Genomic DNA, 15607 nt, shown 5'->3' with positions numbered 1-15607 from the left:
TATTGAAGGGGAGAGTCTCATCTTGCGGCTGGATATGGAAGGTATTTGCGTTTCAACCGGTTCAGCCTGTACCTCCGGCTCGATGGAACCGTCCCATGTTTTGGCTGCGATCGGCCTTCCACCACAGTTGGCGCAAGGCACCGTTCGGTTTTCGCTCGGTAAAGATAACACAGAAGCAGAGATTGATAAGGTTATCGAGAAACTTCCCAAGGTTGTTGAGCAGATGCGGGCGATGTCACCAGCGTATAAAAGATTATAGGAGGAAGGTCTCAAGCGTTAAATGAAGCGATAAACTTTGAAACAACTCAATTCTGTTTCAGTTGACACAAGGAGGGGTCAATGCCGAAGAAACGAGCGAAGAATAAATATCAGAAGAGACAGCAACGTCGAGGCGAAAACCGTTTGCGCGGCGACAAAATTGATCTTTACCTTTCGATGGCATATTCGGATGATCCGGAGGACAGAATAGCTGCGATGGATAATCTTTGTCCCTGCCATGTTCGCAGACGGATTGATGCTGTGTGGGAGGCGCTATACCGTGGGCTTCAAGATTCCGACATCAATGTTCGCAAAGCAGCGTGGCATACCCTCGACGATGGCGGACGACCAAATGATCCACAGTTACAGCCAATTCTTGAAAAGATTGCAAAGAAAGAGACGGATCCCAAGCTGCGCCAACGCGCAATTGATCTCATCCAGTCCGCGAGACAGTTAGCTGATAAACATCAAGAATTGGCAGCACAGAAGGCAGACTATTTTCGTGGCAAATGTGATTGGTGTGGTGAGGCAAACGTGCAGGTCACTTATGATTATGAGACAGAGTTTGATGGCATTGGTGGACAAAAAAGATTTGCTTTGATGTGCCCTGATTGTGCTGATGTATCACGTTAATGTAGAAACCCAAAATTGCTAGAAGTGCAAGCGTTTCTAATATCATAAAAAGCCTCCGGATTTATGAGGTGTTCAACCGAGCCGTCAACGCCTGCTGCGAATCGGTTTCCGGATTGAAACACAACAACCCTTCAGCACGAGCAGCTCTCAGCAAGCGTTGGTCGGAGGCAACGAGTACCAGTTCATCGCCCACATTACGAAGATATGTTGCCAGGTCCAACGCAGAGCGTAACACAATCGCATCAACACTGTTAATTGCGTATGTTTCAATCAAATTCATCGATTCGCAAACAAGTAATTTGTGTGCCGGAAGAGTCGTCAAATCAGAGTCATCTGCGATGACCTCCCGGTTCAAATGACCAGTTGCCTGAGTAAACTCGTGAAAGTTAATTCGTCGATCGTTCCTTTTACGCACACAGATCCAAAAAACTTCAGCAGCACCAAAATTCAAGCATACCAAACGGTTCAATGGAACATTGGCGAAAAGGAAATCGACTTTGTCACTACCGATTTCCACAGTATATCGCTTGACGAGCGCACTAGCATCAAAGTAAAAATAATACACACCTATTTCTCACGTTCTTCAATGATGGCGCGACTGAACTCATTGTCTTCGGCACGAATGCCGTGGCGTGCCATACTCTTGCGAAGTTCCTCAATGGGGATAGGCTCCACCTCTACAATTCCCATTTTGTCAAGAAGTTCACGGAAGATTTTAGCACTCTCTTTTTTATTTTTCCTGTAATGTGCCATTACCTCCGCCCCCGTCTTACAATCCATCGGCGGGTTTGGCACTAATTCATCAACAATCCAAGAGAGTTGCAGCGTCAACGCTGCAATCGTCTTTTCGACCCGCTCTAACCGTTCTCCTAGGGTTTCAAGCGTTTCTGCCATCGTAAAAAAACTCCTTTCATTTTTATCGACTGTACGGCGAACTACCACATAACCCGACCATCGCAGTTGATATCCTGCCCCGTCATGCTCGCTGAATCATCGGAGGCGAGGAAGAGTGCTAAGGACGCCATCTCTTCGGATCCGGATCCTTTTTCACTATAGCCTTCATCGGTACACCATCTGCCCGCGAGAACACCCCTCGGATTTGGCTGTCTGATTCGCCTGCGAAGATCCTCCTCATCAAAGGGTTGATCCATGTATTCCGCCCTTGCCTGCGCCAATTCGACGCTTCTCTCCTCATGTCCGCCCGGACAGATTGCGTTGACATTAATATTGTAACGTCCAACATCGGCGGCGAGTGTTCGTGTGAAACCGATCACCCCCATCTTTGAGGTAGCGTAGGGTGCTCTGTGGGAAAGCGGCTGTTTGCCCGTACCCGAACTAAAGTTTATAATTTTTCCATATCGTTTCCTTATCATTTCGGGCAGCACTGCCTTGCAACAGAGAAAATGGGAATCGAGATTAACTGCGAGTGTCCGTTTCCACTCCGCCAAGGTCATATTCCAAACATCTTTGGTCGGTCCGGCAATGCCAACAACGTTAGCGAGAATATCGACTGTTCCCAGCGTTTCAAGAGTTTCCCTAACCATCTGATCTACCTGATCCTCGTCTGAAACGTCCGTCTGGAAGCAGAGAACCTTTCCACCAGCATCTCTTATCTTTGAACCAACTTTCTCCTCCAACGTTGTTACCGGAATCACATCGCATAAGGAAACCGCGGCACCCTCTTCTGCAAACCGCAGAGCGATCGCTTCGGCGTGCCCTCTACCGGCACCTGTAATCATTGCGACTCTACCATCCAATTTTCCCATGAAGACTCTCCCTCCTTTCACAATCCTTTCTCTATTCTGGCTGGAGACAGACCTTGCCAAAATTTTCTCGCGCTTCTATAATCCGATGTGCCTCTGCTGCCGTTCTTAACGGCAACACCTGAGCGATAATTGGGTTTAGCTTTCCCTGCTCGGCAAGGCGGATAATGGTCTGAAGTTCAGATGTCGTTCCCAGCGCAGATCCCATCAGCGTCAACTGCTTCTGGTACAGTTTACGGATGTTAATCTCGCCGATATTGCCCGTCGTAACGCCGCACGAAACAAGACGTCCTTTTTTTGCGAGGCTTGCGACGCTCTTATCCCATGTCGCTGCTCCAACATGTTCAAAAACGACGTCCACACCGCGTCCATCTGTTGCATCGTGAACGGCTTCGCTAAAATCGGTTTGCGTGTAGTTGATCGTGAAATCGGCTCCCATCTGGCGGGCGCGTTCAAGCTTCTCATCGGTGCTTGCGGTGGCAAAGATTCGTGCGCCGCACAATTTGGCAATTTGCAAGCCGGCACTCCCAACACCGCTGCCAGCGGATAAGACCAGTACATCATCGCCGGGGCGAACTTTTGCCCGCGCTACAAGCATGTGCCACGCCGTGAGGTAGGCGATAGGAATAGCAGACGCATCAACGTATGAGAGGTCAGGGGAAATCTGAATGGCGTTTTTGGCAGGTGCTTTGACATATTCCGCGTAACCGCCATTGGTTTGAAAGCCCAAAAGCTCCTGAAAATCGCACATATTTTCGTCATCGTTGAGGCAATCTGGGCACTGTTCGCAGGGGATACAGGGCGCGAGTACCACTCGATCGCCGACAGCGACGTTGTGGACTTCTGTTCCAACCTCAACCACCTCCCCGGAGATATCGGATCCGAGGATGTGTGGGAACGGTTGAACCTCCGGCCGATCCCGGCGGGCGCGGATATCGAGGTGGTTTACCGCGCACGCTTTGACTTGGACCAATACTTCCGATGGGGCAATGACGGGGACGGGGACCTCCTCGTAGTGGAGTTTATCAATTCCGCCCTGTTCGTGGAAAATGATTGCTTTCATGGACTTCCCTCGTTTGAAGAACTCCGGCTATCATGACGGGTAGACGTATCGAAGGTTTTTATATCGTTCCGTCAATCAGACGGCCGTTGTATGTTTCCCGTCGAAAGCGCTCCCGTGAATAACGATAAACAATGTTCCCGCAGCATAGACCAACAGTCCTAAGTCAAGTTCACCATGGAGAAGATGAACCGAAAAAGCAACGGCAAAAACCAAGAGCAGGACTAAACCGCCTAAGCGAATGGTCTGCGGAACCATAAAGACAATTGCGGCCAATGTCTCGACGATAGCTAAGACGAGTAAGGCGTGATTGGCTGTACTAAGAGCATGTTTCACTCCCCAAACACTTTGAAGCAATACAACAATAGCCAAAGTGAAATGGAATCCAATAAAAGCGATGCGAATCATCTTGTGATTCATATATTTCCTCCGTAATGGACATTAAGTCGCAACGGTACACAGAATGTCATTTAATGAACTGATGCACATGCGCCATGCTCTTATTGCCATTAACCGTAAGCCCCATGCTCAAGGAATCCTAGCAATCGCTTTAACCTCGGATTGGCGTCTTTGTAGATGTGTTCTGGCATATTGTAATTCATGAACGGATAATATTTGTGTCCAATCATACGGCGGGCATAGGTAATTTGTGTAATATAGCGTGTTCGGTTACTGCGATTAAGTCCACCATGGTGCCACACCTGATTGTTGAACATGACAACACTGCCAGCTTTTCCTAAGTTGTACCGAATCTTGCTCTCCCACTCTGTCCCTTCGATTTCGGAGGGCGGACCCGTGCCGTACAGATGGGAGCCAGGAATCACCTCTGTACCACCGTATTTGGCATCAGTCACATCCGTCAGATAATAGTTTGCCGTAAAAAACATAACAGACAAACGAATATTCTTCGGTGGTTCGCCATCTGTAACGGTGAAATGAGGGGCATCGTCCTGATGCCATCGTGTTATGCCGCCGCCCGGAAAACTCTGGAATGAGTTGTTGTGGATAACGTGGCAATTTGGGGCGATAAGGGCTTCGGCAAAACTCACGATGGGTTCCAAGTCAAATAGTTTGAGGTTGGTTTCGCTGGTCTCAAACATTCGGTGTGCGAGTGCGGTACGCTCATTCACACCATTGTGACCATTCGGATTTTCTTTTAACGCCCAATCTAGATCTTCACGCATCTGAGCACACCAATCCGGTGGTAGGACATTCTGTAAAAACAGAAAACCATCTCGGTGGAATTGATCCACCCATTCCTGAATCTGTTCATCACTAACAATTTGGTTGGCTAAGTAGTCTCCATCTCCTGAAGTTTGGCTCATGACCGATCTCCTTGTAAAAGCAGAATATAGCGCCTAAACGGGTACGGTATACCGACGTTATAAGTTTGTCAATTTCAAATCCCTCTGTGGAGACAGACGTTTCTAGTGTGGATTTATATAGGCTGAGACACAGGCTCCTCAACTACAACTGAACCGAGATAATTTCACTACCTTGTAGTGCTTCCGGCAGATCCTCCGGAAAGTTCCGAATCTCCCGAAAATCGGGCACAGGCAGCGGAATTCCACCTTGATTGATTGATGCCTCCGACACCAATCCCGGCACAGTCATATCAAGGGATTCATAAAGATCAATTGGGGGCTTTGCGTCGTTGATAATCGAATCCGCAAACTCACGAATCTCAAAATAGTCGCCACCGCCGTGTCCCGCGCGTAGGGCTTCTTCCGGGGGATTGCGCCACATCTCTGGCATAAATTCTTCTTCAAAATCCCACAGCGAGCGCCATTCCATTTTCTCATCGTAATCTGCGAGCCAAATCTTGGCGCCATCTCCAAAACCGCGTGGTGCCTCGTAACAACCCTGCGTTCCCTGCAAACTATAGTAGGTGAGATTGTGGGGACGGTTAGACAACATATCAACACGGATTTCGATTAGTCCTCCATTTGTCGTTTTGCACATCATTGTTGTACTATCCTCGTTCTCGTACTGTGCACCACGCGGATCGCGATAATGGTGTCCTGTGCCGAAACAGGAGACAGTACTGACACGCTCGTCGAACCACTGTAACACAGGACCGAGACTATGCGTCGGATACGTTGATCCATTCCGTCCGGTCTGCCACTTGCGTCGCCACTTTGTTCGTTCGTTGCCCGCCTTCAATTCATGGATATATGCGCCTTCGCCAAAATAGATCTCGCCGAACAGCCCACGCCGCGCGAGTTCACGCACCAACACATTCGGCTTCATGTAGGTATAGTTCTCTGCCATCATGTACTTTTTCCCACTCTGTTTGACAGCGTTGACGAGGTGCCAGCACTGTTCAAGGTCTGTCGCGGCGGGGACTTCGGAAAGCACATGCTTACCTTCTGACAGCGCGATGACAGCTTGGGGAACATGCAAGGGCATCGGGGTAGAGACAAGAATCACATCGAGGTCCGACTTTGCCATCTTTTCAAAGTCAGTGTATCGCAGCTCGATCCCATGCTGATCGCCTACCTGGTTTAGGATTTCGGTATTAATATCACATATGGCAACGAGAGTGGTTTCATTCACGGTCTGGAATGCTTGGATAAACCCTGAGCCGCGTGGGACTCCTACCAAGCCGACTTTCAGTTCACTTGTCATAGCTTACCTTTCTGATCACATGTGTCCGACTGATCTCCTATGAGGTTTATGCCCGGCTTTTCAGTCCTCTAAGTCACGCTCGCCCCGCTCATATACCAGCGGTTTTCCAACGATTTGTGCCAATTCCCTGCCCTGCTCCTCAATTTGATTTAGCTGGTAGGCGCGGGTGATGGATAGTTGTGAACCATCAACTAGGAGGAGATAAAGGTGCAAAATTTTAAGGAATTTCCCACGAATTGTAATCCTCACAGAGCGAATTCCTGAAAATGGCACCGGGCGTTCATCAGGAAAAAGGAATAGGATGCGCCGTTGCCACAGAATATCGCGTAGCGGAAGACGGAGGTTAATCCGCCGGGTATACGTCAAGATATGTAGACCCATGAGTAAGAAGGGAACAGCGATCCATATCCGGTCGTCCAGCTTGAACTCAAACATGAGCAGGCCCGCTATTCCAAACCAAATCAAACTAGAAAGTCGGGAGGCAAGACTGCGTCTAAGAATAATTGTGTCTGGATTGGGTTGCTTGAGAGTAAGAGCCATAGGTAAAACTTGCATCAAATATTCTGTATTGCGGGTGCTGCTACACCAACGGGCATTGTAGCGCCGAGATGACTGATGTGTCTATGGTCTTGAAAGGTTGTGCAGGTGATACGCCAGGATTGAAAGAGATCTACCGATTTGTTGAACGTCGATTCGCCTGTCTATTATACCTCAACCCTGTAGTTTAATTCAATTTCATCACCCGGCATACCACGGAATCCCCAATTGTGCTTAGGTGTCTCGGCGATTGTGATTTCAAGGTCTTGTGGAAGGATATTCAGTTGTTGATGAACCCTTTCAAAAAGCAGGCGAATCAGATGTTTCTTCGCATCTACAGATCTGCCCTCAAACATACTAATCTCAATAATCGTGTACTTTGTCGTGCGTCCGCTGGGATAGTAGAAATCGGAGGAATCTAGTGGAAAGAAGCGGTGTGCTCTTTTATCCTCTGGAAAATGCAAGGCATCAACCACACACGAATGAATGACATCGGAGAGCTCTGCTTTGATAGGATTAAGGTTCTCTTTTAATCCGTAGACCTTAATTTGCGACATTCGATTTCCCTTTAGTGAATTAGGCTGTCAGAATTTCGACACCGGTCTCCGTTACGCGCACGGTATGTTCCCATTGCGCCGATAGTGAACCATCAACGGTAACGACCGTCCAACCATCTGACAGCGTCGTACATTCACATCGACCAATATTAATCATCGGCTCAATTGTAAACACCATATTCGGCACCATTGGTGGACCGTCATTTCTTTTACCGTAATGGGGAACTTGAGGAGCTTCCCAAAACTGTAAACCTGTGCCGTGCCCACACAATTCGCGCACGACCGAGTATCCGAGATTCTCAGCATGCTGTTGAATGGTATAGCCAATGTCGCCAATCGTGTTGCCGGGTTTCACTACATCAATACCAAGGTACATACACGCTTTCGTTTCCTCGATTAACTTTAGAGCTTCCTCTGACGTTTCACCGATTACAAACATGCGACTGGTATCGCCAAAATATCCATCCAGAATTGGGGTAACATCAACGTTGATGATATCCCCGTCCTTTAAGACCGTGTCATCGGGAATTCCGTGACAGATAACATTGTTGATCGAGGTACAGCAACTCTTATTGAATCCTTTTACATCGAGAGTTGCAGGATAGCCGCCGTGGTCACAGGTGAATTCGTAGACCCATTGGTCGATATCCTTAGTTTCTACGCCAGCTTCAATTCGCCCTTCCAGCATGTCCAAAGTTTTTCGCGCCAATTGACCGCTTCTACGGATGCCCTCAATCTGCTCCTCGGTCTTGATGATAATGCCTGACGCCATTCGTGGTTGAGATGTGCTTTGTTTTTTATCCTGCTTGAGGTGGCAATTTTTATATATCTTTCCACTACCACACCAGCAGGGTTCATTTCGTGATGGTTTTCTCATCGCGTTACGATCTCGCTAAGAGCCTGTGCGAAAAAAACAGTTAATTTTGTGCATGGCGAAAGGTCATGAATTATAGAATTCGGCATTTGAAGATCCCTTGTGGCTTCTCCATCTACCATGTCTCGAAATCCTTGATGCAGGCTACGACCTCACTCGTGATGGCATTCAGCAATGATTCTCCTTTTTCCGGCGTGGCGCGTTGCGGTTTACCCATCGCCCCGGTCGGTGCCCACGTGACTAGCCGCTTGCCGACATTGATACGTCCGCCGCGCTCGCTATGGTAAAATGGTGAATCTATCAGCGGTGGACTGGACGTTACCCGATCCATCCGCATAATCTCGCCGTGCAAAAACAACATCATCGAGGTTTCGTACTCACAGGCATGCGTCAGATGCGGGGTCTCCATCCCATGAAGTTCTGGTGCCATCGCCGGCTCAGCCACGGTCCAATATGAGGATAACGCAATCCACATGTTGTCATAAACATCTGATTCGTTCGCTAGCTCTGTGATTGCTTGCGTGCCCGGAACGACATTGCCCCCGTGACCGTTGAGTAAGAATACACGTTGAAATCCTCCTTTGGCGATAGATCTGACAATGTTCTTGATCATCAATGTGTAGATGTGATTGGGAACGCTCACAGTGCCGGGATGATCTAGATGATGATCTGATGCACCAAGCCATAATGTTGGCAGCAGATAGATTTGCTCAGCGAGTTGTTTTTCGACCCGTTGTGCCACTGCGGTTACAAGATAGGTATCCGTCAGAAGTGGAGAGTGATGCCCGTGCTGCTCCAGCGATCCGAGGGGAAGCACGACGACTTTATTTTTGTCTGCATCCTGAATATCAACCCAGCAGTTGTTTCCATATTGCATATAAATTTGTCCTCCTGAATATAACCCGTGCCTCAGGGTTTGTCTTTCAGTGTGATACCGTATGGAGGTCACGAAGTTCGTAGCTTAGTTCTATTATGCAGACAACTGATCTAGAGCCTCTGCCAGCCGTTCTATCCCTAGGTTGATTGTTTCGAGACCAACCGCATAAGAAAACCGAAGATGCCCCGGACGCTGAAATTTGCTCCCCGGTACTGTTACGACATTCGCGCTTTCAATTAAGTAAAGTGCTAACGCCTCGTCTGTGTTGATGCGTTTTCCTCTCGGCGTTCGGTGACCACAGTAAAAGCTCATATCGGGGAAAAAGTAGAACGCGCCCGATGGACGCTTCCAAGCTGCATTTGTCACTAATTCACTGAAGCGCTTCATAAATGTTTCTCGCCGGTTATAAAGGGCATCCCTGATTTGATATCGTAAGCGCAAATCTGTGTCCTTCCGCAAAAAATGTGCGTACCCCTTCTGCGTGGGCAAATTGACACACGAAGAGGTATTTCCTTCGACGTTTGCTATTGGTCCCATCACTGGTTCCGGTCCCGCAACAAATCCTAGACGAAGTCCTGTCCCCGAAACCTCTTTAGACATTCCTCCGACGATTAGAGTCTGGGCTGGAAGGAATGACGCGAAACTCACATGGTCGATACCATCATAGACGATAGTGCGGTAAACCTCATCTGAGAGAACGCAGATCTGTTCGTGCTCGCCTATGATTTCGGCAAGTTCACGTAACAGTGAATCCGGATAGACAGCCCCTGTCGGGTTATTTGGGGAATTTAGCACAATCAATGCAACTGTGTCATCTTGGTTAAGGAGATCTGCTAGTTGCTTTGGATCGGGTAGGAAATTTGTATCGGTCTGCAAGACAATCGGGGGTTTACCCGTTAACAGAATAGGAAGATTCTCGAAAGATTCGTAGGTAGGGGCAAACGTGACCAGCCGATTTCGACGCGAATACGGATTCAGCATTGTTACACAGATTTTGAAGACCGCATCTTTGGGGCCAGGGCAAACTACAATCTCCGATGGGGAATAGTCTAAGCCGAACAAATGAAGGTCTGAATGAATGGCTTCAATCAACTCTGGATCGCCCGCCGCTGGCGAATAATGCGTTGCATTAGCCATTACGGCTTCCGCAATCGCAGTTTTCAAGAGGTGAGGCACCGGAAGCTCCGGATTCATCTCACCGATTCCGAAATCGTAAACCTGCTTTCCTTCCATTCTCGATCGATCCGCTACCGCCTTGATTTCTAGAGTCGGTGATGGTTTAATCTGTTGTGCCCAAGCTGATGGCATTAAACCCATAGAAAGATTCCTTCGTGATTTGTGAGATGGTGTGTTAATGGGGGCGCAGCACCCGAAGCCAATCGAAATAATAGCATGAATCTACAAAGACGTCAATCCCAAACTTAGACTACGTTCCAACCCCATAGAACATCGACGCCTCGATCACTGCCCTATTGATCCGCTCCTAAAATTTACTGATGCAGTTTCCCATCCTGTTTGTGCCCCCAGCCTGCCGAGTTGAGTGGTCGTCAAAAAAAGCATTGACAGTCGAAAGATGAAAGATTATACTTCATAATATGATGTGTAAGGGGTAATCTCCTTATTCGACCATTCTTGAATCAAAATCAATCAAAGGAGGCAGATCATGTACAGCATCGGCATATACGGCGACACCGGCATGGTGGGTCAAGAGATTGAAAAAGTCTTAGAAAATCACGATCAGGTTGAAGTCTGCTTCAGAAAAAATTCAAGAAGAGAAGAAGGGGCCTTGAACTCCTGCGAACTGGTCTTTCTGGCGACGAAAGATCCAGAATCAATGACGTTTGCAACACCAATCTTTGAGCTTGGAAAGAAAGTAATTGATATGAGCGGTGCATTCAGATTTCCTCGAAAAGAATTTGAAGAAGAGTATGCGCCGCGAATTGGACTGACCCCCTATGAGTCGGCAGATTACGTTCCGGACTTGGTAGAGGAAGCCGTTTATGGGATGCCGGCACTGCTGCAAGATCAGATCGCTCAGGCACGACTAGTAGGGAATCCGGGTTGCTACCCGACGAGCGTCGTTCTAGCTTTAAGACCGCTTAAAGGGATTGTCCAAGGAGAAGCAACCATTGTAGCAACTTCGGGAATCTCCGGCGCACGAAAAGATGTTGAAGAGGTGCCCAATGAGATCACGTACGCTTACGGCAGAAGGCACAAACACATCCCGGAGATGGAGCTATACTCCGGTTTTCGTGTCAACTTTACCCCCATCGTTCTACAGTCTGTTTTTAGGGGGATTAATACGAACATCAGGGTTGAATTGATGGAACCACTGTCGAGCAGTTGAGTCAGACCATCCGTAACGCTTACCAACCGGAGGATTTGGTGTTCATCGTAGAAGATACCGCTGATAAACAGTGGGGCACGCGCGATATTGCCGACACGCATAAGCTCCTCATCAAAGTAAGAGTCGATGAAGGATACGCCTATATCTGTTCCCTTGAAGACAACCTTGGTAAAGGTGCCGCCAGCCAAGCAGTAGAGAACATGAATATTATGCTCGGACTGCCGCGGCTATACGGTATCGAACCGGCGTATAGCACGAGTTAACTGGGGTATGCGAATTGCCCACCTTTAGTGCGCCCACTGTTGATCGTTAGTGGGCGCACAATTAATCCCACCGGAGAACTATGCTCCATATCCAGAGATAAATCTGATGACCACCCCTGTCGAACAGATCCTGCCACCTCGTCGCCAGCTGGCTTCCGATCCCTATCGTCCTCTCTACCATTTTTCAGCACCGGGAAATTATCTTGGCGATCCGAATGGCACAATCTTCTGGGAGGGCAAGTACCACCTCTTTTACCAGTATAATCCTGATGGTGCTTTCGACAATTCTAGGCGAATGCATTGGGGTCATGCTGTTAGTACGGACTTGGCGCACTGGAGTGATCTCCCTATCGCGCTGACACCGACGCCGGGTGGTCCTGACCGGAGCGGTTGCTGGAGTGGCGGTGCGGTGAACAACAACGGCGTGCCAACGCTCATCTACTATGGTCACCCTGAAGGCAACTGCATTGCAGCGAGCAATGATGAGCTCATTACTTGGGAAAAACACCCCGCGAATCCGGTGATTCCCTACCCACTGGAGGGAGATGGTTGGCGACCGTTTGATCCATGCGCTTGGCAGGAAGGGGATACTTGGTATTCACTTTCCGGTGGGAAACTGGATGGTGTTGGGGACACGGCGTTTCTGTGTAAATCGAAAGATCTCGTCCACTGGGAATACCTGCATCCGTTTTATGTCAGTGAATTGGACAAATCGCCCGAATCGGATTGTGCGGTGCCGGACTTTTTTCCACTTGGCGACAGATATATGTTGCTTTTCGCTAGTCACGAACGCGGCGTTCAATACTATATCGGCACTTATGCGAATCACAGGTTCTATCCAGAACATCATGGGCGGATGAATTTTGGCAAATTTGGGGTTGAGAGTGGTCACCTCTGTGCAGGCTTTACCCTGTTAGATGGAACGAATCGACGCATCTTCTTTGGCTGGATTCCAGAGGGACGACGCGAGGCAGTACAACGGGAAGCCGGTTGGGCAGGCGTGATGTCGTTGCCGCGTGTCCTCTCCCTTTCTGATGCTGGCAGGTTGGAAATTGAACCTGTCCCGGAACTAAAAATCCTGCGCCGTAACCGGCGTCGACTCACGAATATTCCGATTAGCCCCGATACCTTCTTGGCACTAGAAGATATTGATGAGGATTGTCTCGAAATCTTGGCAACCTTTGAGCCGGATCATGCTAAAACGCTAGGAGTTAAGGTGTGTTGCTCACCAGATGAGGACGAACAGACGGTTATCTATTACAGTCCCAAGGATAAATGCCTTGCCTTGGATGCCAATTTGTCCAGCGTAAACCCCGATGTTGCGAGTCACGGTCTGCAGCAGGGTCCGCTCGAATTGGCTGCAGAGGAGCCTTTAACGCTCCACATTTTTGTCGACCGTTCAGTCGTCGAGGTCTTCGCGAATAACCGGCAATGCCTGACCAAACGGATCTATCCCGCTCGACGAGACAGCCGAGGTGTACAGCTTTTCGCTGAAGGTGGGAGTGCGAAGCTACATTCAATAGATGTGTGGGATATGGCAGCGATTTGGTATTCATAGAGTTGAGACGAAAAGAACCCATCTATAGTGAATTCTAGAAATAAATAGACACTTTCGCCCCCCGGTAGGTGCGGGTGAAAACCGCACCGCATCGGCACAGTTGGAAACAGTGCCTACCAAACGGGAGAACGGTAGGTGCGGCATCCTAACCGCACCGGTTTTGAGTGTTTCATTAATTCTAAGGCCCACTATAGATAGAATAGCCTCTATAGACTTCCTAAGAAAATATTAAGGAGAATTTGATGACCCCAAACAGTTATCGCGGTGTATTCACTATTCCATCCACCCCCTTCGCAGAGAACGGAGAGATTGATGTTCTGAGTTTCCAACGCATGATCGATTTTTGTATTGAGTGCGGCTCACACGGCTTGGTTTATCCTGTGAACGCTAGCGAGTTCACCGCTCTCAGTGATGCAGAGCGGTTCCAGATGTCGGAGGTGCTTGTTAAGCAGAACGCCGGTCGATTGCCAGCGATTATTGGCGTCGCAGGTGTGGCACGGGAGGTCGCGGAACGGTTCGCCAGGCATGCCCGCGATATCGGCGCAGACGGTGTGATCGCTATGCCCCCGTATATCAATCATATCTCTGAGAGTCTTGTCTTTGAATATTACCAGACAATCTCAGATGCGGCACAAATACCGGTTTTTATCCAGAACAACATGCCACCTATCGGATCAAACCTGTCGGCAGAATGCTTGCTTAAACTGTGTAGGGAAATCGAGCATGTGGAGTATATCAAGGAGGAGACGCTGCCCAGCACAGTAAAATTGACCGCTGTGATGGAAGGAAACGATGGCTCATGCAAGGGGGTATTCGGTGGAGCAGGCGGACGCTATCTAATTGAGGAATATAGGCGTGGGAGCGCGGGGCAGATGCCCGCTAGTCATGTCACTGATGTCGTCGTCGCTTTATGGGACGCCTTAGAGGCAGGCGATGAAGAGCGGTCAACCTATATTTACAAAGAAATGGCACCACTTTTCCTATTTGAACATCAACTCCCCGGCTGTTACAAGGAGGTACTGTATCGGCGTGGGATTATTGATTGTCCGCTCAAGCGTAATGGAAAGATGCCGTTAGACGAAATTGCCTCGAAGTACTTGGATGAAATTCTCGCACGGCTTGAACCGTTGATGACTTGAAAGAAATAGGTGGGGTGGGAATAGTTGTAGGGAACAACGATCGTTGTTCCCTACATTATCAAAGGAGCAGATCGGATTAAGGGATAACCGCGTCTTCTCCGAGATGTTCCTGGATCCAATCTCTGAGAGGGACATCCTCGTCTTTCGGGGAAGTGTATCCCAGTCCGCCCGTACTAGCACCCAATAACTGGCGTCGAATCGGATCGCTACGCTCCATATAGTGATCAACGGTCATATTGTCTCTCGGACGGAGCCACCGATAGCTATAACCGTAGAAAAGCACCTTTCGGGTGATATTTGAATGATTGGGACTTGCGGAATGCCAGATCCGCCGATCGAAAAATACCGCCGTACCGGGCGACACTTTCACCGCTGTCGTCCCTTCCGGGTTTGAAATCCCATCTTCAGGCAGCTCTAACTCGTTCTGCAAGTGGCTGCCGGGCAGGACATAGAAATTCCCACTTCCCTCTACCGTTGTGTCGGTCAGAAAGTAGCCGATCTTGAGAGAGATTCGCGGACGAGGATTGCTTTCTAAGTCGCTGTTCAGACGTCCGCTATCTTGGTGCCAGCCCAAACGCCCCTCCTCCGATCTTTCCTCGGGTGGTACTGGCGGTGTGATTCCCAAGTGTGAGTGATAGAGCTGGATGTGCCAACCCAGGATTCCCCACACCTTCGGAAATGTCTTATACCAATCCAATAACTCGAGGAAGAGATCATCCTTCCCAATGAAGTCGAATATGTTACAACGTTCATGGGGGGACAAACTCTGCTCAGGTCGATATTTAGCCTCAAGCCGATCTAATACGGCGTTGAGGTCATCGACCAATTGCGGTGGCAACGCGTCTTCGACAATGAAGAAACCGTTCTTGTCAAACAGGAGCCGTTCCTCATGCGTCAGGCAATGATCCAAACAGGCAGTATCCATATATACCTCCTCTACTGTTTCCCAAATTCTGAGTTCGGCAGATTTTCATTATAGCATATTATATCAGATATTCATGCCTGTGTAAATAAAGAATAACAACCTTATAGCAATATACGGAGCAGCAGTAATGCTGCTTTTCAAGGCGTACTTTTACCTACCGAAGGCTTTTGCGGAAAAACACCTCACCG

19 protein-coding genes are annotated in these 15607 nt (G+C 48.8%); 6 read left to right on the top strand and 13 right to left on the bottom strand.

What is annotated here, in order from left to right; all coding sequences use genetic code 11:
- Positions 1-259 (top strand): aminotransferase class V-fold PLP-dependent enzyme (locus J4G02_14540; GenBank protein MCE2395792.1); only part of this gene is annotated, 259 nt, incomplete at its 5' end.
- 80 nt (positions 260-339) lie between these two features.
- On the top strand, positions 340-891 hold the full coding sequence (locus J4G02_14535) for a HEAT repeat domain-containing protein (GenBank protein MCE2395791.1): 552 nt from the start codon (positions 340-342) through the stop codon (positions 889-891).
- 61 nt (positions 892-952) lie between these two features.
- On the opposite strand, the gene J4G02_14530 is transcribed toward J4G02_14535, so the two are convergent.
- From J4G02_14530 to J4G02_14475, 12 genes are all read right to left on the bottom strand, one after another.
- Entirely contained in the window at positions 953-1456 is a 504-nt protein-coding gene (locus J4G02_14530; GenBank protein ID MCE2395790.1) for a type II toxin-antitoxin system VapC family toxin, read from the bottom strand.
- Positions 1457-1458: 2 nt separating this feature from the next.
- Positions 1459-1785, bottom strand: coding sequence for a hypothetical protein (locus J4G02_14525; protein MCE2395789.1), 327 nt, complete (start codon positions 1783-1785; stop codon positions 1459-1461).
- A gap of 41 nt (positions 1786-1826) precedes the next feature.
- Complete coding sequence (locus J4G02_14520; GenBank protein ID MCE2395788.1) at positions 1827-2657, bottom strand: SDR family oxidoreductase; 831 nt, start codon at positions 2655-2657, stop codon at positions 1827-1829.
- A gap of 31 nt (positions 2658-2688) precedes the next feature.
- On the bottom strand, positions 2689-3717 hold the full coding sequence (locus J4G02_14515) for a zinc-binding dehydrogenase (GenBank protein MCE2395787.1): 1029 nt from the start codon (positions 3715-3717) through the stop codon (positions 2689-2691).
- A gap of 75 nt (positions 3718-3792) precedes the next feature.
- A complete protein-coding gene (locus tag J4G02_14510) occupies positions 3793-4134 on the bottom strand; it encodes a hypothetical protein (GenBank protein ID MCE2395786.1) in 342 nt (113 codons plus the stop codon).
- A gap of 89 nt (positions 4135-4223) precedes the next feature.
- The gene (locus J4G02_14505) at positions 4224-5039 is read right to left on the bottom strand and encodes a phytanoyl-CoA dioxygenase family protein (protein MCE2395785.1); all 816 of its coding nucleotides are present in this window, start codon (positions 5037-5039) and stop codon (positions 4224-4226) included.
- A 142-nt stretch (positions 5040-5181) separates the two neighbouring features.
- A complete protein-coding gene (locus tag J4G02_14500) occupies positions 5182-6342 on the bottom strand; it encodes a Gfo/Idh/MocA family oxidoreductase (protein MCE2395784.1) in 1161 nt (386 codons plus the stop codon).
- Between the two features lie 60 nt (positions 6343-6402).
- The gene (locus J4G02_14495) at positions 6403-6777 is read right to left on the bottom strand and encodes a hypothetical protein (GenBank protein ID MCE2395783.1); all 375 of its coding nucleotides are present in this window, start codon (positions 6775-6777) and stop codon (positions 6403-6405) included.
- Positions 6778-7046: 269 nt separating this feature from the next.
- A complete protein-coding gene (locus tag J4G02_14490) occupies positions 7047-7436 on the bottom strand; it encodes a tautomerase family protein (protein MCE2395782.1) in 390 nt (129 codons plus the stop codon).
- Between the two features lie 19 nt (positions 7437-7455).
- A complete protein-coding gene (map, locus tag J4G02_14485; GenBank protein ID MCE2395781.1) occupies positions 7456-8313 on the bottom strand; it encodes a type I methionyl aminopeptidase in 858 nt (285 codons plus the stop codon).
- 112 nt (positions 8314-8425) lie between these two features.
- Positions 8426-9187, bottom strand: coding sequence for a creatininase family protein (locus J4G02_14480; protein ID MCE2395780.1), 762 nt, complete (start codon positions 9185-9187; stop codon positions 8426-8428).
- A 93-nt stretch (positions 9188-9280) separates the two neighbouring features.
- A complete protein-coding gene (locus J4G02_14475; GenBank protein MCE2395779.1) occupies positions 9281-10504 on the bottom strand; it encodes an aminotransferase class I/II-fold pyridoxal phosphate-dependent enzyme in 1224 nt (407 codons plus the stop codon).
- Between the two features lie 346 nt (positions 10505-10850).
- On the opposite strand from J4G02_14475, the gene J4G02_14470 reads away from it, so the two are divergent.
- The 4 genes from J4G02_14470 to J4G02_14455 all read left to right on the top strand — a co-directional run bounded on the left by J4G02_14470 (position 10851) and on the right by J4G02_14455 (position 14494).
- A complete protein-coding gene (locus J4G02_14470; GenBank protein ID MCE2395778.1) occupies positions 10851-11534 on the top strand; it encodes a hypothetical protein in 684 nt (227 codons plus the stop codon).
- Positions 11531-11797, top strand: coding sequence for a hypothetical protein (locus J4G02_14465; protein MCE2395777.1), 267 nt, complete (start codon positions 11531-11533; stop codon positions 11795-11797). The genes J4G02_14470 and J4G02_14465 overlap by 4 nt, the downstream gene beginning before the upstream one ends.
- 106 nt (positions 11798-11903) lie before the next feature.
- Positions 11904-13355: a glycoside hydrolase family 32 protein gene (locus J4G02_14460; protein MCE2395776.1), complete on the top strand. Its 1452-nt coding sequence runs from the start codon at positions 11904-11906 to the stop codon at positions 13353-13355.
- 242 nt (positions 13356-13597) lie between these two features.
- Entirely contained in the window at positions 13598-14494 is an 897-nt protein-coding gene (locus J4G02_14455; GenBank protein MCE2395775.1) for a dihydrodipicolinate synthase family protein, read from the top strand.
- A gap of 76 nt (positions 14495-14570) precedes the next feature.
- On the opposite strand, the gene J4G02_14450 is transcribed toward J4G02_14455, so the two are convergent.
- Positions 14571-15419: a phytanoyl-CoA dioxygenase family protein gene (locus J4G02_14450; protein MCE2395774.1), complete on the bottom strand. Its 849-nt coding sequence runs from the start codon at positions 15417-15419 to the stop codon at positions 14571-14573.
- Positions 15420-15607 lie beyond the last annotated feature (188 nt).

This window comes from Candidatus Poribacteria bacterium (genome assembly GCA_021295755.1).
Lineage (GTDB): Bacteria > Poribacteria > WGA-4E > WGA-4E > PCPOR2b > PCPOR2b.
The sequence above is the reverse complement of the archived record's forward strand: the minus strand, read 5'-3'. Positions and strand labels throughout refer to the sequence as shown.